Raw genomic sequence first — 15,034 nt, forward strand, 5'->3', positions numbered from 1 at the left:
TGTGGTGGCGAGAGAGTGCGAGGGGGCAGGGGTGAGCGCGAGGGGGCAGGGTGAGCAAGGGGAGGGGTGAGCGCGAGGGGAGGTGAGCGCGAGCGGGCGTGCCCAGGCGGAACTCAGCCCTCGCGCCGACCGAAGTCCGGGTGGAAGCGGCGCATGAGGCGGACCGTCTCCTCGAAGTCGAGCTGTCCCGACGTGGGCGCCGCGCCCAGGAACGTGTAGGTGATCTTGGAGCCCAGCGCCGGGAAGAAGATCCGGGACGCGGTGCCGACCTCGCCCATGCCGATGACGATCAGGTCGTCGCCCTCCAGCAGCACGGTGGCCAACCGCTTGAGGTCGTCCCGCGAGCGCGCCATGGTCGAGATCTTGACGAGGTCCGCGCCCGCCTCCCGGGCGTCGCGGACCGTGGCCCGCAGGTCGTCGAGGGGCGGCGTCCGGTCGAAGTCGTGGAAGGAGACCACCGACAGCACGTCGTGCTCGCGGGCGGTGGCGAGCACCTCGGCCAGGACCGCGCGCGACGACAGCTCGACGTCCACCGCGTCCACGTGCGGCGTGAGCGCCCGGAAGAGGTCCAGGCGCTCCTGCTCGGACCCCTGCCAGAACCCGCCCTCGGCCCGGGAGCGGATCGTGGCCAGCGCGGGCAGTCCCCGGAACGCCGCGACCTGGCGCAGGACGTGGTCCGCCCCGGTGTCCCCGAAGCGGTCGACGCGGATCTCGGCCACGTCCACCCGCGCGGCCCGCGCCTCCTCGGCCGCCCGCTCCCCGCCCCGGTCGTCGAAGCTGACCGCGACGAGGGGGACACCGGTGTCGATCAGCGCCCGCAAGGTGTTCATCCGCAGTCCCCCGCCTGGTTCCGGTGCGGGCTGCGATCCTACCGGCTCAGTTGCGGTGGGGCAGGTGCCCCAGCTCGGACAGCGGCGCGGGCACGGCGTTCAGCGCGGTGATGATGCCCGCCTCGCGGTGCAGTATCCGGCGCACCAGGCGCAGCCGGCGGGCCGGCGAGGTCTCCTCCAGCAGCGCCAGGCGGTCTTCGAGGGTGAGCAGGCACTCGCCGGCCAGGGCGTAGGCCAGGTCCTCGACGGTGGTGTCCGCGGCGGGCAGGCGCAGGGCCGTGCTGGTGACCTCGCGGTAGCGGCCGTGGGCGGCCCGCGCGCTCTCGGCCAGCAGCGGCAGCAGCGGTTCGACCTCGGGCGGGTGCGGGGAGTCCGGCAGCCACTCGACCGAGCCGACCAGGTAGGGCGCGCTGTCCTCGTCCACCTCCAGCAGGCGGAACCGCCTGCCCCCCTTGGTGGTCAGGTCGAAGCGCCCGTCGGGCAGCCGCTGCGCGTCCTGGAGCACGGCGGTGCAGCCGACCGGGTGCAGCGCCGCCGCGTCCCCCTCACCGACCTCCCACCCCTGCTTGATCGAGACCACGCCGAACGTGCGCTCCGGCACCGCCCCGCTCACCAGGTCGACGGTCAGCTGGCGGTACCTGGGCTCGAACACGTGCAGCGGCAGGGACGCCCCGGGCAGCAGCACGGTGCCCAGCGGGAACAGGGGGAGCGTCGTGGTCACGGTCCCAAGTTACGTGTGGAGGGTGGCCGCAGCACGGCGAACGGGTCGGTGACCCGCATTTCGCCCGAGACGAAGCGGAACAGCGCCGCGGGCCGCCCACCCGCCGGACCGGGGGGAGCGGTGGCCCCGGTGGGTTCCAGGAGACCGCGGCGGGACAGCACGCGTTGCAGGTTCGTCGCGGAGACCTTGTAGCCCAGCGCCGCCGAGTACAGCGAGCGCAGCGCCGAGATGGTGAACTCCGGCGGCGCCAGGGCGAAGCCGAGGTTGGTGTAGGAGAGCTTGGCGGCCAGCCGGTTGCGGGCGCGGGCGCAGATGGCCTCGTGGTCGAACGCCGTGGGCGGCAGGGCGTCGACCGGGTGCCAGCAGGTGTCCGGGGGCACCACGGGGTCGATGTGCGAGGGCACCAGGCCGAGGAACGCGGTGGCGATGACGCGCGCGCCGGGCACGCGGGCCGGGTTGCTGAACGCGGCCAGCTGCTCGACGTGGGACAGCTGCCGCACGTCGACCTTCTCCGCCAGCTGCCGCCGGATGGAGGTCTCCACGTCCTCGTCGTCGCCGAGGCCGCCACCGGGCAGTGACCAGCGGTGAGCGTGCGGTTCCCGACCGCGCTGCCACAGCATGACCTGGAGTGACCCGGCTCTCACCTGGAGCACTGCGGCCAACACCTCATGTCCCGCGAGACCCACCCGGTGATACTATCGACCCTGTTTTCGACCGATAGGCGAAAACTGGCTCAAGGAGGAAGCATGGTCGCTACCGCCTATGTGGAGCGGGCCTCGGACGGCGCTTACGACGGCATCGCGCCCGACGCCGACTGGCGGGACGAGGTGCTGGAGCTGGCGCGCCGGCGGGACGCGGTCATCCTCGCGCACAACTACCAGCTGCCCGAGATCCAGGACATCGCCCACCACACCGGTGACTCGCTGGCCCTCAGCCGCATCGCGGCCGCGAGCGACGCGTCCACCATCGTGTTCTGCGGCGTGCACTTCATGGCGGAGACCGCCAAGATCCTGGCCCCGCACAAGACCGTGCTGATCCCGGACGAGCGCGCGGGCTGCTCGCTGGCCGACTCGATCACCGGCGAGCAGCTGCGCGCCTGGAAGGCCGAGCACCCCGGCGCCGTGGTGGTGTCCTACGTGAACACCACCGCGGAGGTGAAGGCGGAGACCGACATCTGCTGCACCTCGTCGAACGCGGTGGACGTGGTGGCCTCGATCCCGGCCGACCGGGAGGTGCTGTTCCTGCCCGACCAGTTCCTCGGCGCGCACGTCAAGCGCGAGACCGGCCGGGACAACCTGCGCGTCTGGGCGGGCGAGTGCCACGTGCACGCGGGCATCAACGGCCCCGAGCTGGCCGAGCGGGCGGCGGCGAACCCCGACGCCGACCTGTTCATCCACCCCGAGTGCGGCTGCGCGACCTCCGCGCTGTACCTCGCGGGCGAGGGCGCCGTGCCCGCGGACAAGGTGAAGATCCTCTCGACCGGCGACATGATCACCGCCGCCCGGCGCACCAGCGCGAAGTCCGTGCTCGTGGCGACCGAGGTCGGGATGCTGCACCAGCTGCGCCGCGCCGCGCCGGAGATCGACTTCCGGGCGGTCAACGACCGGGCGTCGTGCCGGTACATGAAGATGATCACGCCCGCGGCCCTGCTGCGCTCGCTGCGCGAGAACCGCGACGAGGTGCACGTGGACCCGGGTACGGCGGAGCGCGCCCGCGGGGCCGTGCAGCGCATGATCGAGATCGGGAAGCCCGGCGGCGGCGAATGACCGGCGTCCTGTGGGAGGCCCGCGCCGACCTGGTCGTGGTGGGCACCGGGGTGGCCGGGCTGACGGCGGCGCTGCGCGCGCGTGAGCTGGGGCTGCGGGTCCTGGTGGTCACCAAGGCGTCCGGTTCGGACGGCAACACCCGGTGGGCCCAGGGCGGCGTCGCGGTGGTGCTGCCGGGCGAGCACGACGAGGACGACTCGGTGGACGCGCACGTGCGCGACACCCTCGTGGCGGGCGCGGGCCTGTGCGACGAGGACGCCGTGCGGGCGATCATCGCGGGCGGGCCCGCGGCGGTGACCCGGCTGCGCGAGCGCGGCGCGGTGTTCGACGCCGCGCCCGACGGCCGGCTGGCGCGCACGCGGGAGGGCGGGCACTCGGCGTTCCGCGTGGTGCACGCGGGCGGCGACGCGACCGGCGCGGAGGTCGAGCGGGCCCTGCTGACCGCGGCCTTGGACGGGCTGGTGCCCGTGCTGGAGGACCACGTCGCGGTGGACGCGGTGCGCACGCCGCTGGGGCAGGTGTGCGGGCTGCTGGTCCTGGACGGCAACGGCGTGCCCGGCGTGCTGACCGCCCCCGCGGTGCTGCTGGCCAGCGGCGGCCTGGGCCAGCTCTACCAGGCCACCTCCAACCCGGAGGTGGCGACCGGCGACGGGCTGGCGCTGGCGCTGCGGGCGGGCGCGGTGGCGGCCGACGTGGAGTTCGTGCAGTTCCACCCGACCGTGCTCTACACCGGGCGCGGCGCGCGCGGCCGGTGCCCGCTGGTCACGGAAGCGGTGCGCGGCGAGGGCGCGGTGCTGGTCGACGCGACCGGCGCGCGGGTCATGCGCGGCGTGCACCCGCTGGAGGACCTGGCGCCCCGCGACGTCGTCGCGGCGGCGATCACCCGGCACCTGGCGGGCGCTCCCGGCGGCGTGGACGACCACGTGTTCCTCGACGCCACCGGCGTCCCGGGGTTCGCGGAGCGGTTCCCGACCGTGCGGGCGGCGTGCGCGGCGGCCGGCGTCGACCCGGCGCGCGAGCCGATCCCGGTGGCGCCCGCGGCGCACTTCGCGTGCGGCGGCGTGGTGTCCGACGTGGACGGCCGCACCGGGGTGACCGGCCTGTACGCGGCGGGCGAGGTGGCGCGGACCGGGCTGCACGGCGCGAACCGGTTGGCGTCCAACAGCCTGCTGGAGGGCCTGGTGGTCGGCACGAGGGCGGCCGCGGCGGTCGCGGCGGACCTGGCGATGGGCGTGCTGGCGCGCTGCTCCGGCACCGCCGAACTCCCGGTCGCGCCGGTGGCGGACCGGGACTCGCTGCAACGGGTGATGTCCCGGTACGCGGCGATCGGCCGCGACGCCGAGGGACTGGCGGTGGTCGGCTCGGTGCTCGACCTGTCCACCGCGGACCGCGTGCTGGGCACGCGGGAGCTGGTGGAGGACGCGGCGCTGACGGTGGCGGCGCGGGCGCTGATCGCGGCGGCGGCCGAGCGCGAGGAGTCGCGCGGCTGCCACGTGCGCACCGACTTCCCGGCGCGGGACGACGCGCGGGGCGGGCGCGGCCAGGTGGTCCGGCTCAACCCCTCGGGTCAGCCCGTGCTGGCCGACCCGGTGGCGGCGGCGAGGGGAGTGGCATGACGGTGGACAACCCGCTCGCGGGACCGGTTCCCGGGCTCGACCCGGACGACGTGCGCCGGGTGATCGCCGCGGCGCTGGCGGAGGACCTGCGGTACGGGCCCGACGCCACGACCGAGGCGACCGTGCCCGCCGACGCGGTGGCGGTGGCGGAGGTGACGCCCCGCGCGGCGGGCGTGCTCGCCGGCCTGCCCGTGGCGCTGGAGGTGTTCCGGCAGGTCACCGAGGTGGAGGTGTTCGAGCAGCGGACCGATGGCGACAAGGCGGTGCCGGGTGAGCCCGTGCTGGTGCTGCGGGGTCCGGTGCGCGGGCTGCTCACCGCCGAGCGCACCGCGCTGAACCTGGTGTGCCACCTGTCCGGGATCGCCACGCTGACCGCCGCGTGGGTGGCGGAGGTCGCGGGCACGAAGGCGGCGATCCGGGACTCCCGCAAGACCCTGCCCGGGTTGCGGCTGCTGGAGAAGTACGCGGTGCGGTGCGGCGGCGGCGTCAACCACCGGCTGGGCCTCGGCGACGCGGTGCTGATCAAGGACAACCACGTGCGGGCGGCCGGGTCGGTGCGCGCGGCGATGGCCGCCGTGCGCGCGCACGCGCCGCGGTTGTCGTGCGAGGTCGAGGTGGACTCGCTGGCGCAGCTGGACGAGGCGGTGGCGGAGGGCGCGGAGCTGGTGCTGCTGGACAACTTCACCGTCGCCGACTGCGCCGAGGCCGTGCGGCGCGCGGGCGGGGTGCGGCTGGAGGCGTCCGGCGGGCTGACCCTGGACGTGGCCCGCGCCTACGCCGAGACGGGGGTGGACTACCTCGCCGTGGGTGGGCTGACGCACTCGGCGCCGGCCCTCGACCTGGGGCTGGACCTGCGGTGACGTGACCGCGCCCGCGCCCGCGCCCGTGCCCGTGGGGGTGCGGGCGCGGTCGGGTCGGCCCGCGTCAGGACCGGCCGGGGTCGTCGGTCGCGGGCCGCTCCAGCCGGTCGTGGTCCCCGCCGCGCGGGTCGGGGGTCGGGTCGTAGTACGCGCACAGCTCGTCCTGCTGCTCCCGCGACATGTGCTGGTCGGAGACGTCGATCCGCGGCGCGCCCCGCACCGTCCGCTTGGCCAGGGGCACGGTGATGGTGCCGGTGCCCACGGTCGCGTCCCGGATCGGGACGAACGTCTCCCTGAGCCCGAGCAGGCCGGTGTGCACCGACGCCCACACGGGCCGCCCGTCGCGGTCGTCGAGCCAGATCTGCTTCACCGCGCCGATCCGCTCGCCGTGCTCGTCGATGACCTCGCACTCGTACAGGCGGTCGACTTCGGCCTGGTCGCTCATGGCCGGGTTCCCTTCGCTGTCGTGGACCTGCGACAGAGGGCTTCCCGGCCTGCTCGCGCGGTTCGCCGTGGGCCACCCGCACGGGTGATGAGCCTCCCCCGGAAGGGGTCAGAGCCTGCGGTTCACCAGCACCGGCAGGGTGCGGCGCGCCTGCTCGACGCTGCCCGCGTCCACGTCGACCAGGACCACCCCGGGCTCCGCGCCCAGCTGCTCGACCACCGCGCCCAGCGGCGAGGCCACCGTGCTGAACCCGATGCCGGTCGGCGCGCCCCCGTCGCCGGCCCCCTCGGGACCCACCGGGGGCTCGGCCTGGCCGCACGCCAGGACCCACGACGTGCAGTCCAGCGCGCGGGCGCGGACCAGCAGCTCCCACTGCTCCCGCTTGCCCGGACCGGCGCCCCACGACGCGCACAGCAGCACGGCCGTCGCGCCCCGGTCGGCCAGGGACCGGAACAGCTCGGGGAACCGCACGTCGTAGCAGGTGGCCAGGCCGAACACGATGCCGTCCACGGCGAAGACCACCGGCTGGGCGCCGGGCGCGACGGTGCGCGACTCGGCGAAGCCGAACGCGTCGAACAGGTGGATCTTGTCGTACCCCGCGTGGTGGCCGCCGCCGGTGACCAGCAGGGTGTTGGCCACCCGGCCGTCCGGCGCCGGGGTGAACATGCCCGCCACGACGACCACGCCGTGCTCCTCGGCGATGCCGCGCACCGCGCCGGCCCACGGCCCGTCCAGCGGCTCGGCCACCGGGCCGAGCGGCACGCCGAACCGGCACATGGCGGCCTCCGGGAACACCACCACCCCCGCGCCCCGCTCGGCGGCGCGCGCGGTCTCGACGCGCACCAGGTCGAGGTTGGCCGCCGGGTCGGCGGAGGAGGTGATCTGGCACAGGGCGACGCGCATACCTCCCACTCTAGGTAGTGTCGGGTTCCGTGCGCCCCCTCCTGCCCACGCTCGTCGTCGCCGCCCTCCTCGCCGCCGCGGGGTGCACGGGCGACACCACACCGAGCGCGGCGGGCACCCCGGACGGCAGCGCGCTCGTGCTGGCCGACGCGGTCGAGCCGACCACGCTGAACCCGCTGCTCGGCTACGGCCGCGAGGGCGTGTCCAAGATCTACGACGGCCTGGTCGAGCACCGGGCGGACGGCTCCGTGGGGCCCCGGCTGGCCGCCGAGCCGCCGACCCCCGCCGCCGACGGCCTGAGCTGGACCGTCCAGCTGCGGCGGGACGTCGCGTTCACCGACGGCACGACCTTCGGGCCCGAGGACGTGGTGGCCACCTACCGGGCGCTGCTGGACCCGGCGGCCGGTTCGACCGAGCGCGCCGCCTACGACGGGCTGACCGGCGTGGAGCAGCTGGACGCGGACACCGTCCGGTTCACCCTCGCGCGGCCCCGGGCGGCGTTCCCCCACCTGCTGGTGCTCGGCATCCTGCCCAGCGAGGCCCTGGGCGTGCCGCTGGCGGACGTCACCCCGGTCGGCACCGGTCCCTACCGGCTGGTCGAGTGGGCCAGGGGCGACCGGATGGTGCTGGAGGCCAACGCCGCCCACTTCGGCGGCGAGCCGGAGATCCGCAAGCTGACCGTGGTGTTCGTGCCGGACGACAACACGCGCGCCCAGCGGATGCAGGCGGGGGAGTTCGACGGCACCGAGCTGCCGCCCCGGCTGGCCGCCGCGTTCGGCAACGCCAACGGGATGCGCGTGCTCACCCACCGCAGCGCCGACCTGCGCGCGGTGACCATGCCCGCGGGCCCGGTGACCGGCGACGGCGCCATCCGGATGGCGCTCAACCACGCGGTCAACCGCAAGGGCCTGGTGGACAACCTGCTCGGCGGCAAGGGCGCCCCGGAGAGCACGCCGGTGCCCGCCGCGCTGCCGGAGTTCGTCGAGACCGCCGCCGAGTTCACCCACGACCGGGCCCAGGCCGAGCTGCTGCTCGACCAGGCGGGCTGGTCGCGCGGCCCGGACGGCGTGCGCGCGCGCGACGGCGTGCCCGCCCGGTTCACGCTCATGTACCCGATCGGCGACGTGGTGCGCGCCGACCTGGCCACCGGGTTCGCCGCGGACGCCAAGGCGGTCGGCGTGGAGGTGCAGCTGGCCGGCCTGGGCTGGGACGCCATCCCGGCCCGGCTCGGCGCGGACGCCCTGCTGCACGGCGGCGGCAGCCCGTTCGACCCCGACCTGGCCGTGCACCAGCGGCTGCACACCGGCAACCCGTGGGGCTACGCGAACCCGCAGGTGGACGCGGCCCTGGACGCCGGGCGGTCGCTGCTGGACCCGGCCCAGCGTGCGGCGGCGTACAAGCAGCTCCAGCGGGCGTACGTGGCCGCGCCGGGCATGGTCGTGCTGGCCTCGGTGCAGCACACGTACGTGGTGCGCGAGAACTGGAACGGTTACCAGGAGGTCGTGGACCCCTACACGCGCGGCGCGCTGTCGTGGGGGCCGTGGTGGAACCTGGAGAAGTGGACGCCCCGCTAGCCCACCTGGAGGACCGCACGTGATCGCCTTCCTCGACTCCGCCGGTTCGTCGCTGCCCCCGCGGGAGGTGCTGGACGAGGTCGTCGGGCACCTGCGGCGGGAAGCCGAGATCGGCGGGTACGCGGCCGCCCGGGAGCGCGCCGACGACCTGGCCGCGGGGTACGGCGTGCTGGCGGAGCTGCTGGGCGCCGAACCCGACGAAATCGCCTTCACCGACAGCGCCACCCGGTCGTGGCTGGCCGCGTTCGACGCGGTGCCGCTCGGCCCCGGCGACCGGGTGCTGATCAGCGAGGCCGAGTACGCGGGCACCGCGATCCCGATCCTGCACCGCGCCCGCGAGGCCGGGTACGAGGTCGACGCGGTGCCGTCCGACGCGAGCGGCCAGCTCGACCTGGAGGCGCTGGAGGAGGCGCTCGACGAGCGGGTCAAGCTGGTGTCCCTGGTGCACGCGCCCACCAACAGCGGCCTGGTCAACCCGGTGCGCGAGGTGGTCGAGGCGGCGCACCGGGTGGGCGCGCTGGTGCTGCTGGACGCGTGCCAGTCGATCGGCCAGCTGCCCGTGCGGGCCGACGAGCTGGGCGCGGACCTGATCTCCGGCACCGGCCGCAAGTGGCTGCGGGGCCCTCGGGGCACCGGCGTGCTGGTGGTGCGGCGCGCGGCGGCCGACCGCCTCCGGCCGCGGCTGGTGGACCTGCACGGCGCCGAGTGGGTGGGGCCGCGCGAGGTGCGGCTGCGGCGGGACGCGCGGGTCTACGAGATCTGGGAGTCGAGCGTGGCCGACCGGCTGGGCCTCATCGCGGCGGCCCGGCACGCGCTGGCCCGGGGGCTGGACGTAATCGAGCGGGAGGTGGCCGAGCGCGCCGGGAGGCTGCGGGAGGGGCTGGCCGGGCTGCCCGGGGTGGCGGTGCACGACGTGGGCGTGCGGCGGTCCGGCATCGTCACGTTCACCGTGGCGGGGGTCGCGCCGCAGGAGGTGCGGGACCGGCTGGCCGCCGAGGGCGTGGTGGTGAGCACCAGCGGCGCGTCGTCCACGCTGCTGGACATGGGCCGACGCGGGCTCGACGAGGTGGTGCGGGCGTCGCCGCACTACTTCGTCGAGCCCGCCGAGCTGGATCAGGCCCTGGCGGCGATCGGCGGCTTGCGCCCGTGACCGGGTCTTGCGGGACCGGGTCGATCACGTGGTGATCGTCGTCGCGACACCCACCTGCTGGGCCACCGGGGTCCAGATGTCGGTGTCGACGCCGGGGGTCGAGATGGAGACGACGAGGCCGTAGCGGGCGTCGTGGTCGACCCGGCCGCGCGCGGCTCGTTCCTTCCACCAACCGCCGACCGGGTAGACCGCCAGCACCCCGCGTCGCGCCAACCCGGCCGCGGTCCCGGTCCAGATGTCGGTGTGCAGTGAACCGGAAGTGCGTCGGGCCTCGGGTCCGAAGACCCATTCCCCGGTTTCCCCGGCCGGGGCAGGGCGCTTCTCGCCTTCGTCCAGGGCCTTGCGGTTGAGGCGTTTGTGGAATTCCTCGTCGGACTCCGTCGAACGCCGCACGTCGAACCGCAGACCGTGGGAGGCGTAGTTGTAGCGGCCGTTCCACCCGCGCCGGGCCGGGTTGGGCTCGATGAAGTAGGACAGGGTCACCCGTAGCCGGGCGGCGGTGGCGCCGAGGTCGGTGAGCACGTCCGTCGGCCAGGGGAGGTCGTGGAAGTGGATCTCCCCGAGCTTGTCGGCCCGGAACGGCGTGATGGTCTCCTGCGTGATGAGGGTCAGCGCGTCCTCGGCGCTCCGGGTGGCCCTCGTGAGGTCGGGGACCCCCATGCCGTAGCGGCGCAGGAAAACGCGCTTGTCCCGCTTCTTCGACATCCCTTCCAGGCGGGCGAGCATGGCCGGGGTCCACTCGGCGGAGTGAACGATCAGGCCCCGTACGGTTTCCGGCCACAGCGCCGGGTAGTCGGCTGTGATCCGGGCGGCGAGGTGGGCTGCCTGAGCCGTGGCGGCGCTGGTGGCGCCCGCGGTGGTCAGCTGACGGCTGCTCCCCGCCGTCGAGCGGGTCATGGGCGCGCGGGTGGTCAGCAGCTCCAGCGCGCCCACGGAATGGCGTTCCGAGCCGTCGGGGGACTCGGCGACGTTGCCCCCCTCCAGGACGACCTCCGGCTTGACCGGCCACCTGGTGCCGAACGAGACAGAGGTGCGGCTGAAGGGTGACAGCTCACCCCGCGGGGCGAGCGGGCTCCATCCGTCGTAGACGGCGGGTGAGTCCGCGAACTTGTCCCGCTCGGTGAAGGCCCCGACCGTGAGCACGTTCCAGGCTTGTGCCGGGTCCTGCACGGGTTCGACGTCGCTCCGGGCCAGGTGGTCGTGGTCGAAGGCGGTCACGTTGCCGGCGGACACGATGAACAGCCGGTGCGCGTCCGGGTCGGCTTCGTCGAGCAGCGTCAGGCCGGTGCCGGATTCGACGACACCGCGCCCCGCGGCCAAGGCGTCCAGCGAGGCCGACCAGGAGGTCGGTTTGCCCGACACCGGCTTACCCGTGCCGTCCGGGGACGGTGCGGGGGTGACGGCGGTGACGGCCATCGAGTACGCGCGGCGTCGACGGGTTCCACCGATCTCCACCGCTGCGACGCCCGCAGCGGTGATCGCGCCGTAGAGGTGGGGCTCGTTGTCCGGGAAGCCGGGTGGCGGGAGCAGCTTGAGCGATTCCAGCCTGTGCCGCAGGTGGACGGGGCTGTTGGCGTTCACGGCCTCGGCCAGGTCGCCGTAGAGCGCGAGGCCGGCCATCCGGGTTCCGTGGCCGTCGTCGTCGAACTCGGCGGGCCACCGCGGGTCCGCGACGTGGCAGTCCCTCGGTTCGAGGGAACCGTTCAACAGGGGGTGCGCGCGGTGCACCCCGGTGTCCACCACGCAGACGGCGGGAGCGCTCGCCCCGGCCGGCACCACCAGCCGGGCCAGGTCGTCGATGAACCCACCCTGCGTCGCGGCGTCCTCGTCCGCCAGGAATTCGGCGCGGTGGTGGGGGCCGCGCAACTCGGCGATGTCGTCGAGGACCGCCAGGGCCGAGATCAGCTGTCGCGCTGTCGTGCGCACGAGGACCACGGTCCGGGTGCCGAACCCGAGGGCCCGGCTGCCGACCCGCATGTCGACACCGTCGGCGTAGGCGCGCAACCTGGCCGGTTCGGCACCGTCCCGGCGGCGCAGCCACAGTTCCCACCACACCTGCTCGTCCACGGCGGGGAACCGCGTGGCCGGATCGGTCCACAGCGCTTCGACCGAGGCCAGGCGAACGGCGTGGACCCGGTCCACGAGGTTGCGGTTGGCGGGGTTGTTCTTGTCGGCGGAGGCGAGGTACTCGTCCAGGCGTTTGAAGAAGTAGCTCATCGTGCCCTCGGGCACGAAGACCGTCGCCCACTGCACGCACTGCCCGTCAACCTCGTCGACGCGGACCGAGCGGAGTTCGGGGTGGGTGGTCCCGGTACGGGGGTCGAGGCTGTCCAGCGCCAGTTCGATGCCGGGGAAGCTCTCGAACGTCACGTAGGTGCCGGGCACGGCGTCCGGCACGACGACCTGGCCGCGCTCCCGCCGAGCGCGGGCCTCGTGCTCGGCCGCTTCGAGCCCGCGGCGGATCGAGGTCACGTGAGCGCGTCGGTCCGCCGGCGAGGGGGGCTCCCGGGTATCTCCACCCGAGCCGACGGGCGTGTAGTCGGCGGCGGAACAGCGGCCAGAGATGATCAGGTGGGTCTTGTCGCGCTCCGCCATGCACCCTCGAACGTCGATCAACCGGTGTGGTCGGCCCTCCGGGCCTGCAGGGCACTGCACAACGCCACCGTGGTCACCGGTCCGCCACCGGTCAGGATCGCGTCCTTCGCGGCGAGTTCGGCGGCGATCGTGATTTCGCCCTGGCTCAACCCCTCGGCGGCTCGATCGATCTCCGCCCAGTTCAACCCCGCGACGTCCACGGTGGCCAACCGGTTCCTGATCACCTGCCGAGCCACCGCAGGATCGGGAACAGGATATTCGATCACCGCATCGAATCGACGAAAAATCGCCCGATCGAGGAGTTGCGGGTGGTTGGTCGCGGCGATCAGAAGACTCTCGGAGGAATGGCCTTCCAAGAACTGCAGAAAGGAGTTGAGAACTCTTCGGATCTCGCCGACGTCGTTGCCGTGGACCCGTTCGCCGGCCAGCGCGTCCACCTCGTCGAAGAGGTACACCCCCCGGGTCTCGGCGAGGGCGTCGAAGATCAGGCGCATCTTGGCGGCGGTTTCGCCCATGAACTTCGTGATCAGCCCGTCGAGGCGGATCGCGAAGAGCGGCAGCCGCAGCTCGCCCGCCATGACCTTGGCCGACATCGTCTTCCCGGTTCCCGGTGCCCCGGTGAGCAGCAGGCGCCGAACCGGCTGGAAGCCGTACGAGTGCAGGCGATCGGCCTGGCGCTGTTCCAGGATGATGCGCTCGAGCCGCTGCCGCACGTCCGGGCTGAGCGACATGTCGGCCAGGGTGAGTTCCGGGTAGCTCACGCTCAACAGCTGGGCGAGTTCACCGCGGGGCTGCGCGACCGCGACGAGTTTGCCGTGCGCGACCGCGGACGTCGACCGCCGGCGCAGGGTGTCGACCAGCTCCTTCAGCTCCTGGGCGAACCTCCCGTGCCCGTTGCGGGCCGCACCTGCGGCGACCTGGAGCGCGACGGAGTAGAACCGGGTGTCGTCGCCTTCCCCGTGACTCTTGACCAGTGCCTTGACCTGGTCCGCCGTTGCCACCGGATCCTCACCTCCTGCCGCGCGCGGACGGGACGCTCGGCCGCCGCCGAACGATAGCGCCGGCGCTCCCGCCAGCTTCCCACGCCCGGTGCGTTCCGGCTGCTCACCCGGGGTTCGCGTGGAACCCCGGGTGAACGACCGGGCGGGCTCGACCGGTGGCGCGCGTCTCCGCGCCACCGGTCGAGCCCGCCGAGCTGGATCAGGCCCTGGCGGCCGTCAGCAGGTGCGCCCGGTGATGCGCGGGACGCAGTCGGTGTAGTCCAGCAGCAGCTGGACCGCGGTGTCGTTGCGCGAGGTCTGGGCGGCGATCAGGGTGTCGCGCGGGTAGAAGCCGCTCGTGCCGCTGGCCGACCTCGGGTACATCTCGAAGGTGTAGCTCCAGATCTTGTGGGCGGCCCACATCCAGTCGTCCACCGAGCCGTCGGTGATGTAGAGGTCGCTGGCCTGCTGCGGGGTGTACCCGTTCAGCGAGGCCATCCGCCGGCCCATCGTCTGGAACACGTTGGCCTGGGTGGCGTCGAGGCCGGCCGCGGTGTCGTTGTAGGTGTAGCCGTACGGCCAGAGGATCAGCTCCGAGAACGTGTGCCAGTCGATGTGCGACTTGATCTGCTGCACACCGCCGACCACGCGGCTGTTGGTGAAGTCGCGGACCCGGGCGACCTCCGGCGCGGAGAACGCCGCCGTGCCGCGGTAGGTGTCGCTGGACCCGCTGCCGCTGGAGCCGCCGCAGCAGCCCCACTGGTAGCCCCAGTTGCGGTTGGGGTCGGTGCCGGTGGCGGTCGAGTTCGGCTGCCGGTTCTTGCGCCACGCCCGGAACGAGCCGGTCGCGATGTCGTACTCCGCGCCGTCCGGGTTGACGCTGGGGATGACCCAGATCTCCCGGCTGTCGACCGTGCTCTTGATGGCCGAGTTGGACGCGTAGTTGTCCGTGTACCGCTTGATGATGTGCAGGCACATCTCCACGGTCAGGTGCTCGCGGGCGTGCTGGTTGCAGGTGAACAGCGCCTCGGGCTCGGACTCGTCGACCGAGGGGTTGTCGCTGATCTTGACCGCCCACAGGTCGCGGCCCTGGTAGGACTTGCCGATGCTGCGCAGCGAGACCAGGTTCGGGTGGTCCGCCACGGCCTGGTTCAGCTCGGCGGTCATCTCCGCGAAGTTGTGGTAGCCGGTGTAGCCGGACGGGAAGTCCTGCGCGCCGACCTCGCCGGTCGGGTCGGTGAAGTCCGCCTTGCCCAGGTCCGCGAGCTGGGCGTCCGCGTCACCGAGGTTGTTCAGGGGCAACCCGGTGGCGCGCAGCAGCAGGTGCTGGCGTGGTTCGGCGATGACGGTGAGCTTGTCGCCGGTCTGACCGAGCACGTCGACCCCGGTCCGGGCGATCTTCGTGCGGGCCTCCGGCGTGGTCGCGGTGACCTCGAAGACGGTGCGCTGGGGCGCCTGGGCCGTCGCCGGCTGCGCGGACCCGGTGTGCAGGGGGAGCACCAGGGTCGCGCTCGCGACCAGCGCGGCGGCCACGAGGCCGCGCCGCTTGCTGAACATGGAGCCTCCATCATGGGCAGGGTTGCGACGGAGATGT

The 15,034-nt window shown here is 73.8% G+C and carries 13 protein-coding genes; 5 read left to right on the top strand and 8 right to left on the bottom strand.

Annotation, left to right across the window (positions count from 1 at the left end; genetic code table 11):
* Window positions 1-113: 113 nt before the first annotated feature.
* The 3 genes from ACFP3R_RS06760 to ACFP3R_RS06770 are packed head-to-tail and all read right to left on the bottom strand — an operon-like array spanning window position 114 to window position 2,237.
* A complete protein-coding gene (locus ACFP3R_RS06760; protein WP_380633865.1) occupies window positions 114-830 on the bottom strand; it encodes a type I 3-dehydroquinate dehydratase in 717 nt (238 codons plus the stop codon).
* Window positions 831-876: 46 nt separating this feature from the next.
* Window positions 877-1,551 (bottom strand): LON peptidase substrate-binding domain-containing protein, encoded by a 675-nt coding sequence (locus ACFP3R_RS06765; RefSeq protein ID WP_380633866.1) that lies wholly within the window; start codon window positions 1,549-1,551, stop codon window positions 877-879.
* Window positions 1,548-2,237 carry an NUDIX hydrolase gene (locus ACFP3R_RS06770; protein WP_380633867.1) on the bottom strand — a complete coding sequence of 230 codons (690 nt, stop codon included), beginning with the start codon at window positions 2,235-2,237 and terminating at the stop codon, window positions 1,548-1,550. Before ACFP3R_RS06770 ends, ACFP3R_RS06765 begins: the two co-directional genes overlap by 4 nt.
* 60 nt (window positions 2,238-2,297) lie before the next feature.
* Between ACFP3R_RS06770 and nadA the strand changes: the two genes are divergently transcribed.
* From nadA to nadC, 3 genes are read left to right on the top strand one after another with little or no spacing between them, the layout of a single operon-like run.
* The gene (gene nadA, locus ACFP3R_RS06775) at window positions 2,298-3,317 is read left to right on the top strand and encodes a quinolinate synthase NadA (protein ID WP_380633868.1); all 1,020 of its coding nucleotides are present in this window, start codon (window positions 2,298-2,300) and stop codon (window positions 3,315-3,317) included.
* The gene (locus ACFP3R_RS06780; RefSeq protein WP_380633870.1) at window positions 3,314-4,933 is read left to right on the top strand and encodes an L-aspartate oxidase; all 1,620 of its coding nucleotides are present in this window, start codon (window positions 3,314-3,316) and stop codon (window positions 4,931-4,933) included. The genes nadA and ACFP3R_RS06780 overlap by 4 nt, the downstream gene beginning before the upstream one ends.
* Window positions 4,930-5,793 carry a carboxylating nicotinate-nucleotide diphosphorylase gene (gene nadC / locus ACFP3R_RS06785; RefSeq protein ID WP_380633872.1) on the top strand — a complete coding sequence of 288 codons (864 nt, stop codon included), beginning with the start codon at window positions 4,930-4,932 and terminating at the stop codon, window positions 5,791-5,793. Before ACFP3R_RS06780 ends, nadC begins: the two co-directional genes overlap by 4 nt.
* 64 nt (window positions 5,794-5,857) lie before the next feature.
* Here the strand turns inward: nadC and ACFP3R_RS06790 are convergent, their stop codons facing one another.
* The gene (locus ACFP3R_RS06790) at window positions 5,858-6,238 is read right to left on the bottom strand and encodes a PRC-barrel domain-containing protein (RefSeq protein ID WP_380633873.1); all 381 of its coding nucleotides are present in this window, start codon (window positions 6,236-6,238) and stop codon (window positions 5,858-5,860) included.
* Window positions 6,239-6,346: 108 nt separating this feature from the next.
* Entirely contained in the window at window positions 6,347-7,141 is a 795-nt protein-coding gene (locus ACFP3R_RS06795) for a carbon-nitrogen hydrolase family protein (protein WP_380633875.1), read from the bottom strand.
* Window positions 7,142-7,170: 29 nt separating this feature from the next.
* On the opposite strand from ACFP3R_RS06795, the gene ACFP3R_RS06800 reads away from it, so the two are divergent.
* Entirely contained in the window at window positions 7,171-8,715 is a 1,545-nt protein-coding gene (locus ACFP3R_RS06800) for an ABC transporter substrate-binding protein (protein ID WP_380633877.1), read from the top strand.
* A gap of 19 nt (window positions 8,716-8,734) precedes the next feature.
* Complete coding sequence (locus ACFP3R_RS06805; RefSeq protein ID WP_380633879.1) at window positions 8,735-9,865, top strand: aminotransferase class V-fold PLP-dependent enzyme; 1,131 nt, start codon at window positions 8,735-8,737, stop codon at window positions 9,863-9,865.
* Between the two features lie 24 nt (window positions 9,866-9,889).
* Here ACFP3R_RS06805 and ACFP3R_RS06810 read toward each other — a convergent pair whose 3' ends face one another.
* The 3 genes from ACFP3R_RS06810 to ACFP3R_RS06820 all read right to left on the bottom strand — a co-directional run bounded on the left by ACFP3R_RS06810 (window position 9,890) and on the right by ACFP3R_RS06820 (window position 14,997).
* Window positions 9,890-12,337: a S8 family peptidase gene (locus tag ACFP3R_RS06810; protein ID WP_380633880.1), complete on the bottom strand. Its 2,448-nt coding sequence runs from the start codon at window positions 12,335-12,337 to the stop codon at window positions 9,890-9,892.
* A gap of 140 nt (window positions 12,338-12,477) precedes the next feature.
* Window positions 12,478-13,461, bottom strand: a complete 984-nt coding sequence (locus tag ACFP3R_RS06815; RefSeq protein WP_380633882.1) for an AAA family ATPase — start codon at window positions 13,459-13,461, stop codon at window positions 12,478-12,480.
* Window positions 13,462-13,677: 216 nt separating this feature from the next.
* Window positions 13,678-14,997, bottom strand: coding sequence for a M14 family metallopeptidase (locus ACFP3R_RS06820; RefSeq protein ID WP_380633883.1), 1,320 nt, complete (start codon window positions 14,995-14,997; stop codon window positions 13,678-13,680).
* Between the last annotated feature and the right edge of the window lie 37 nt (window positions 14,998-15,034).

It is taken from the genome of Saccharothrix lopnurensis (assembly GCF_042658445.1).
GTDB classification, from domain to species: domain Bacteria; phylum Actinomycetota; class Actinomycetes; order Mycobacteriales; family Pseudonocardiaceae; genus Actinosynnema; species Actinosynnema lopnurensis.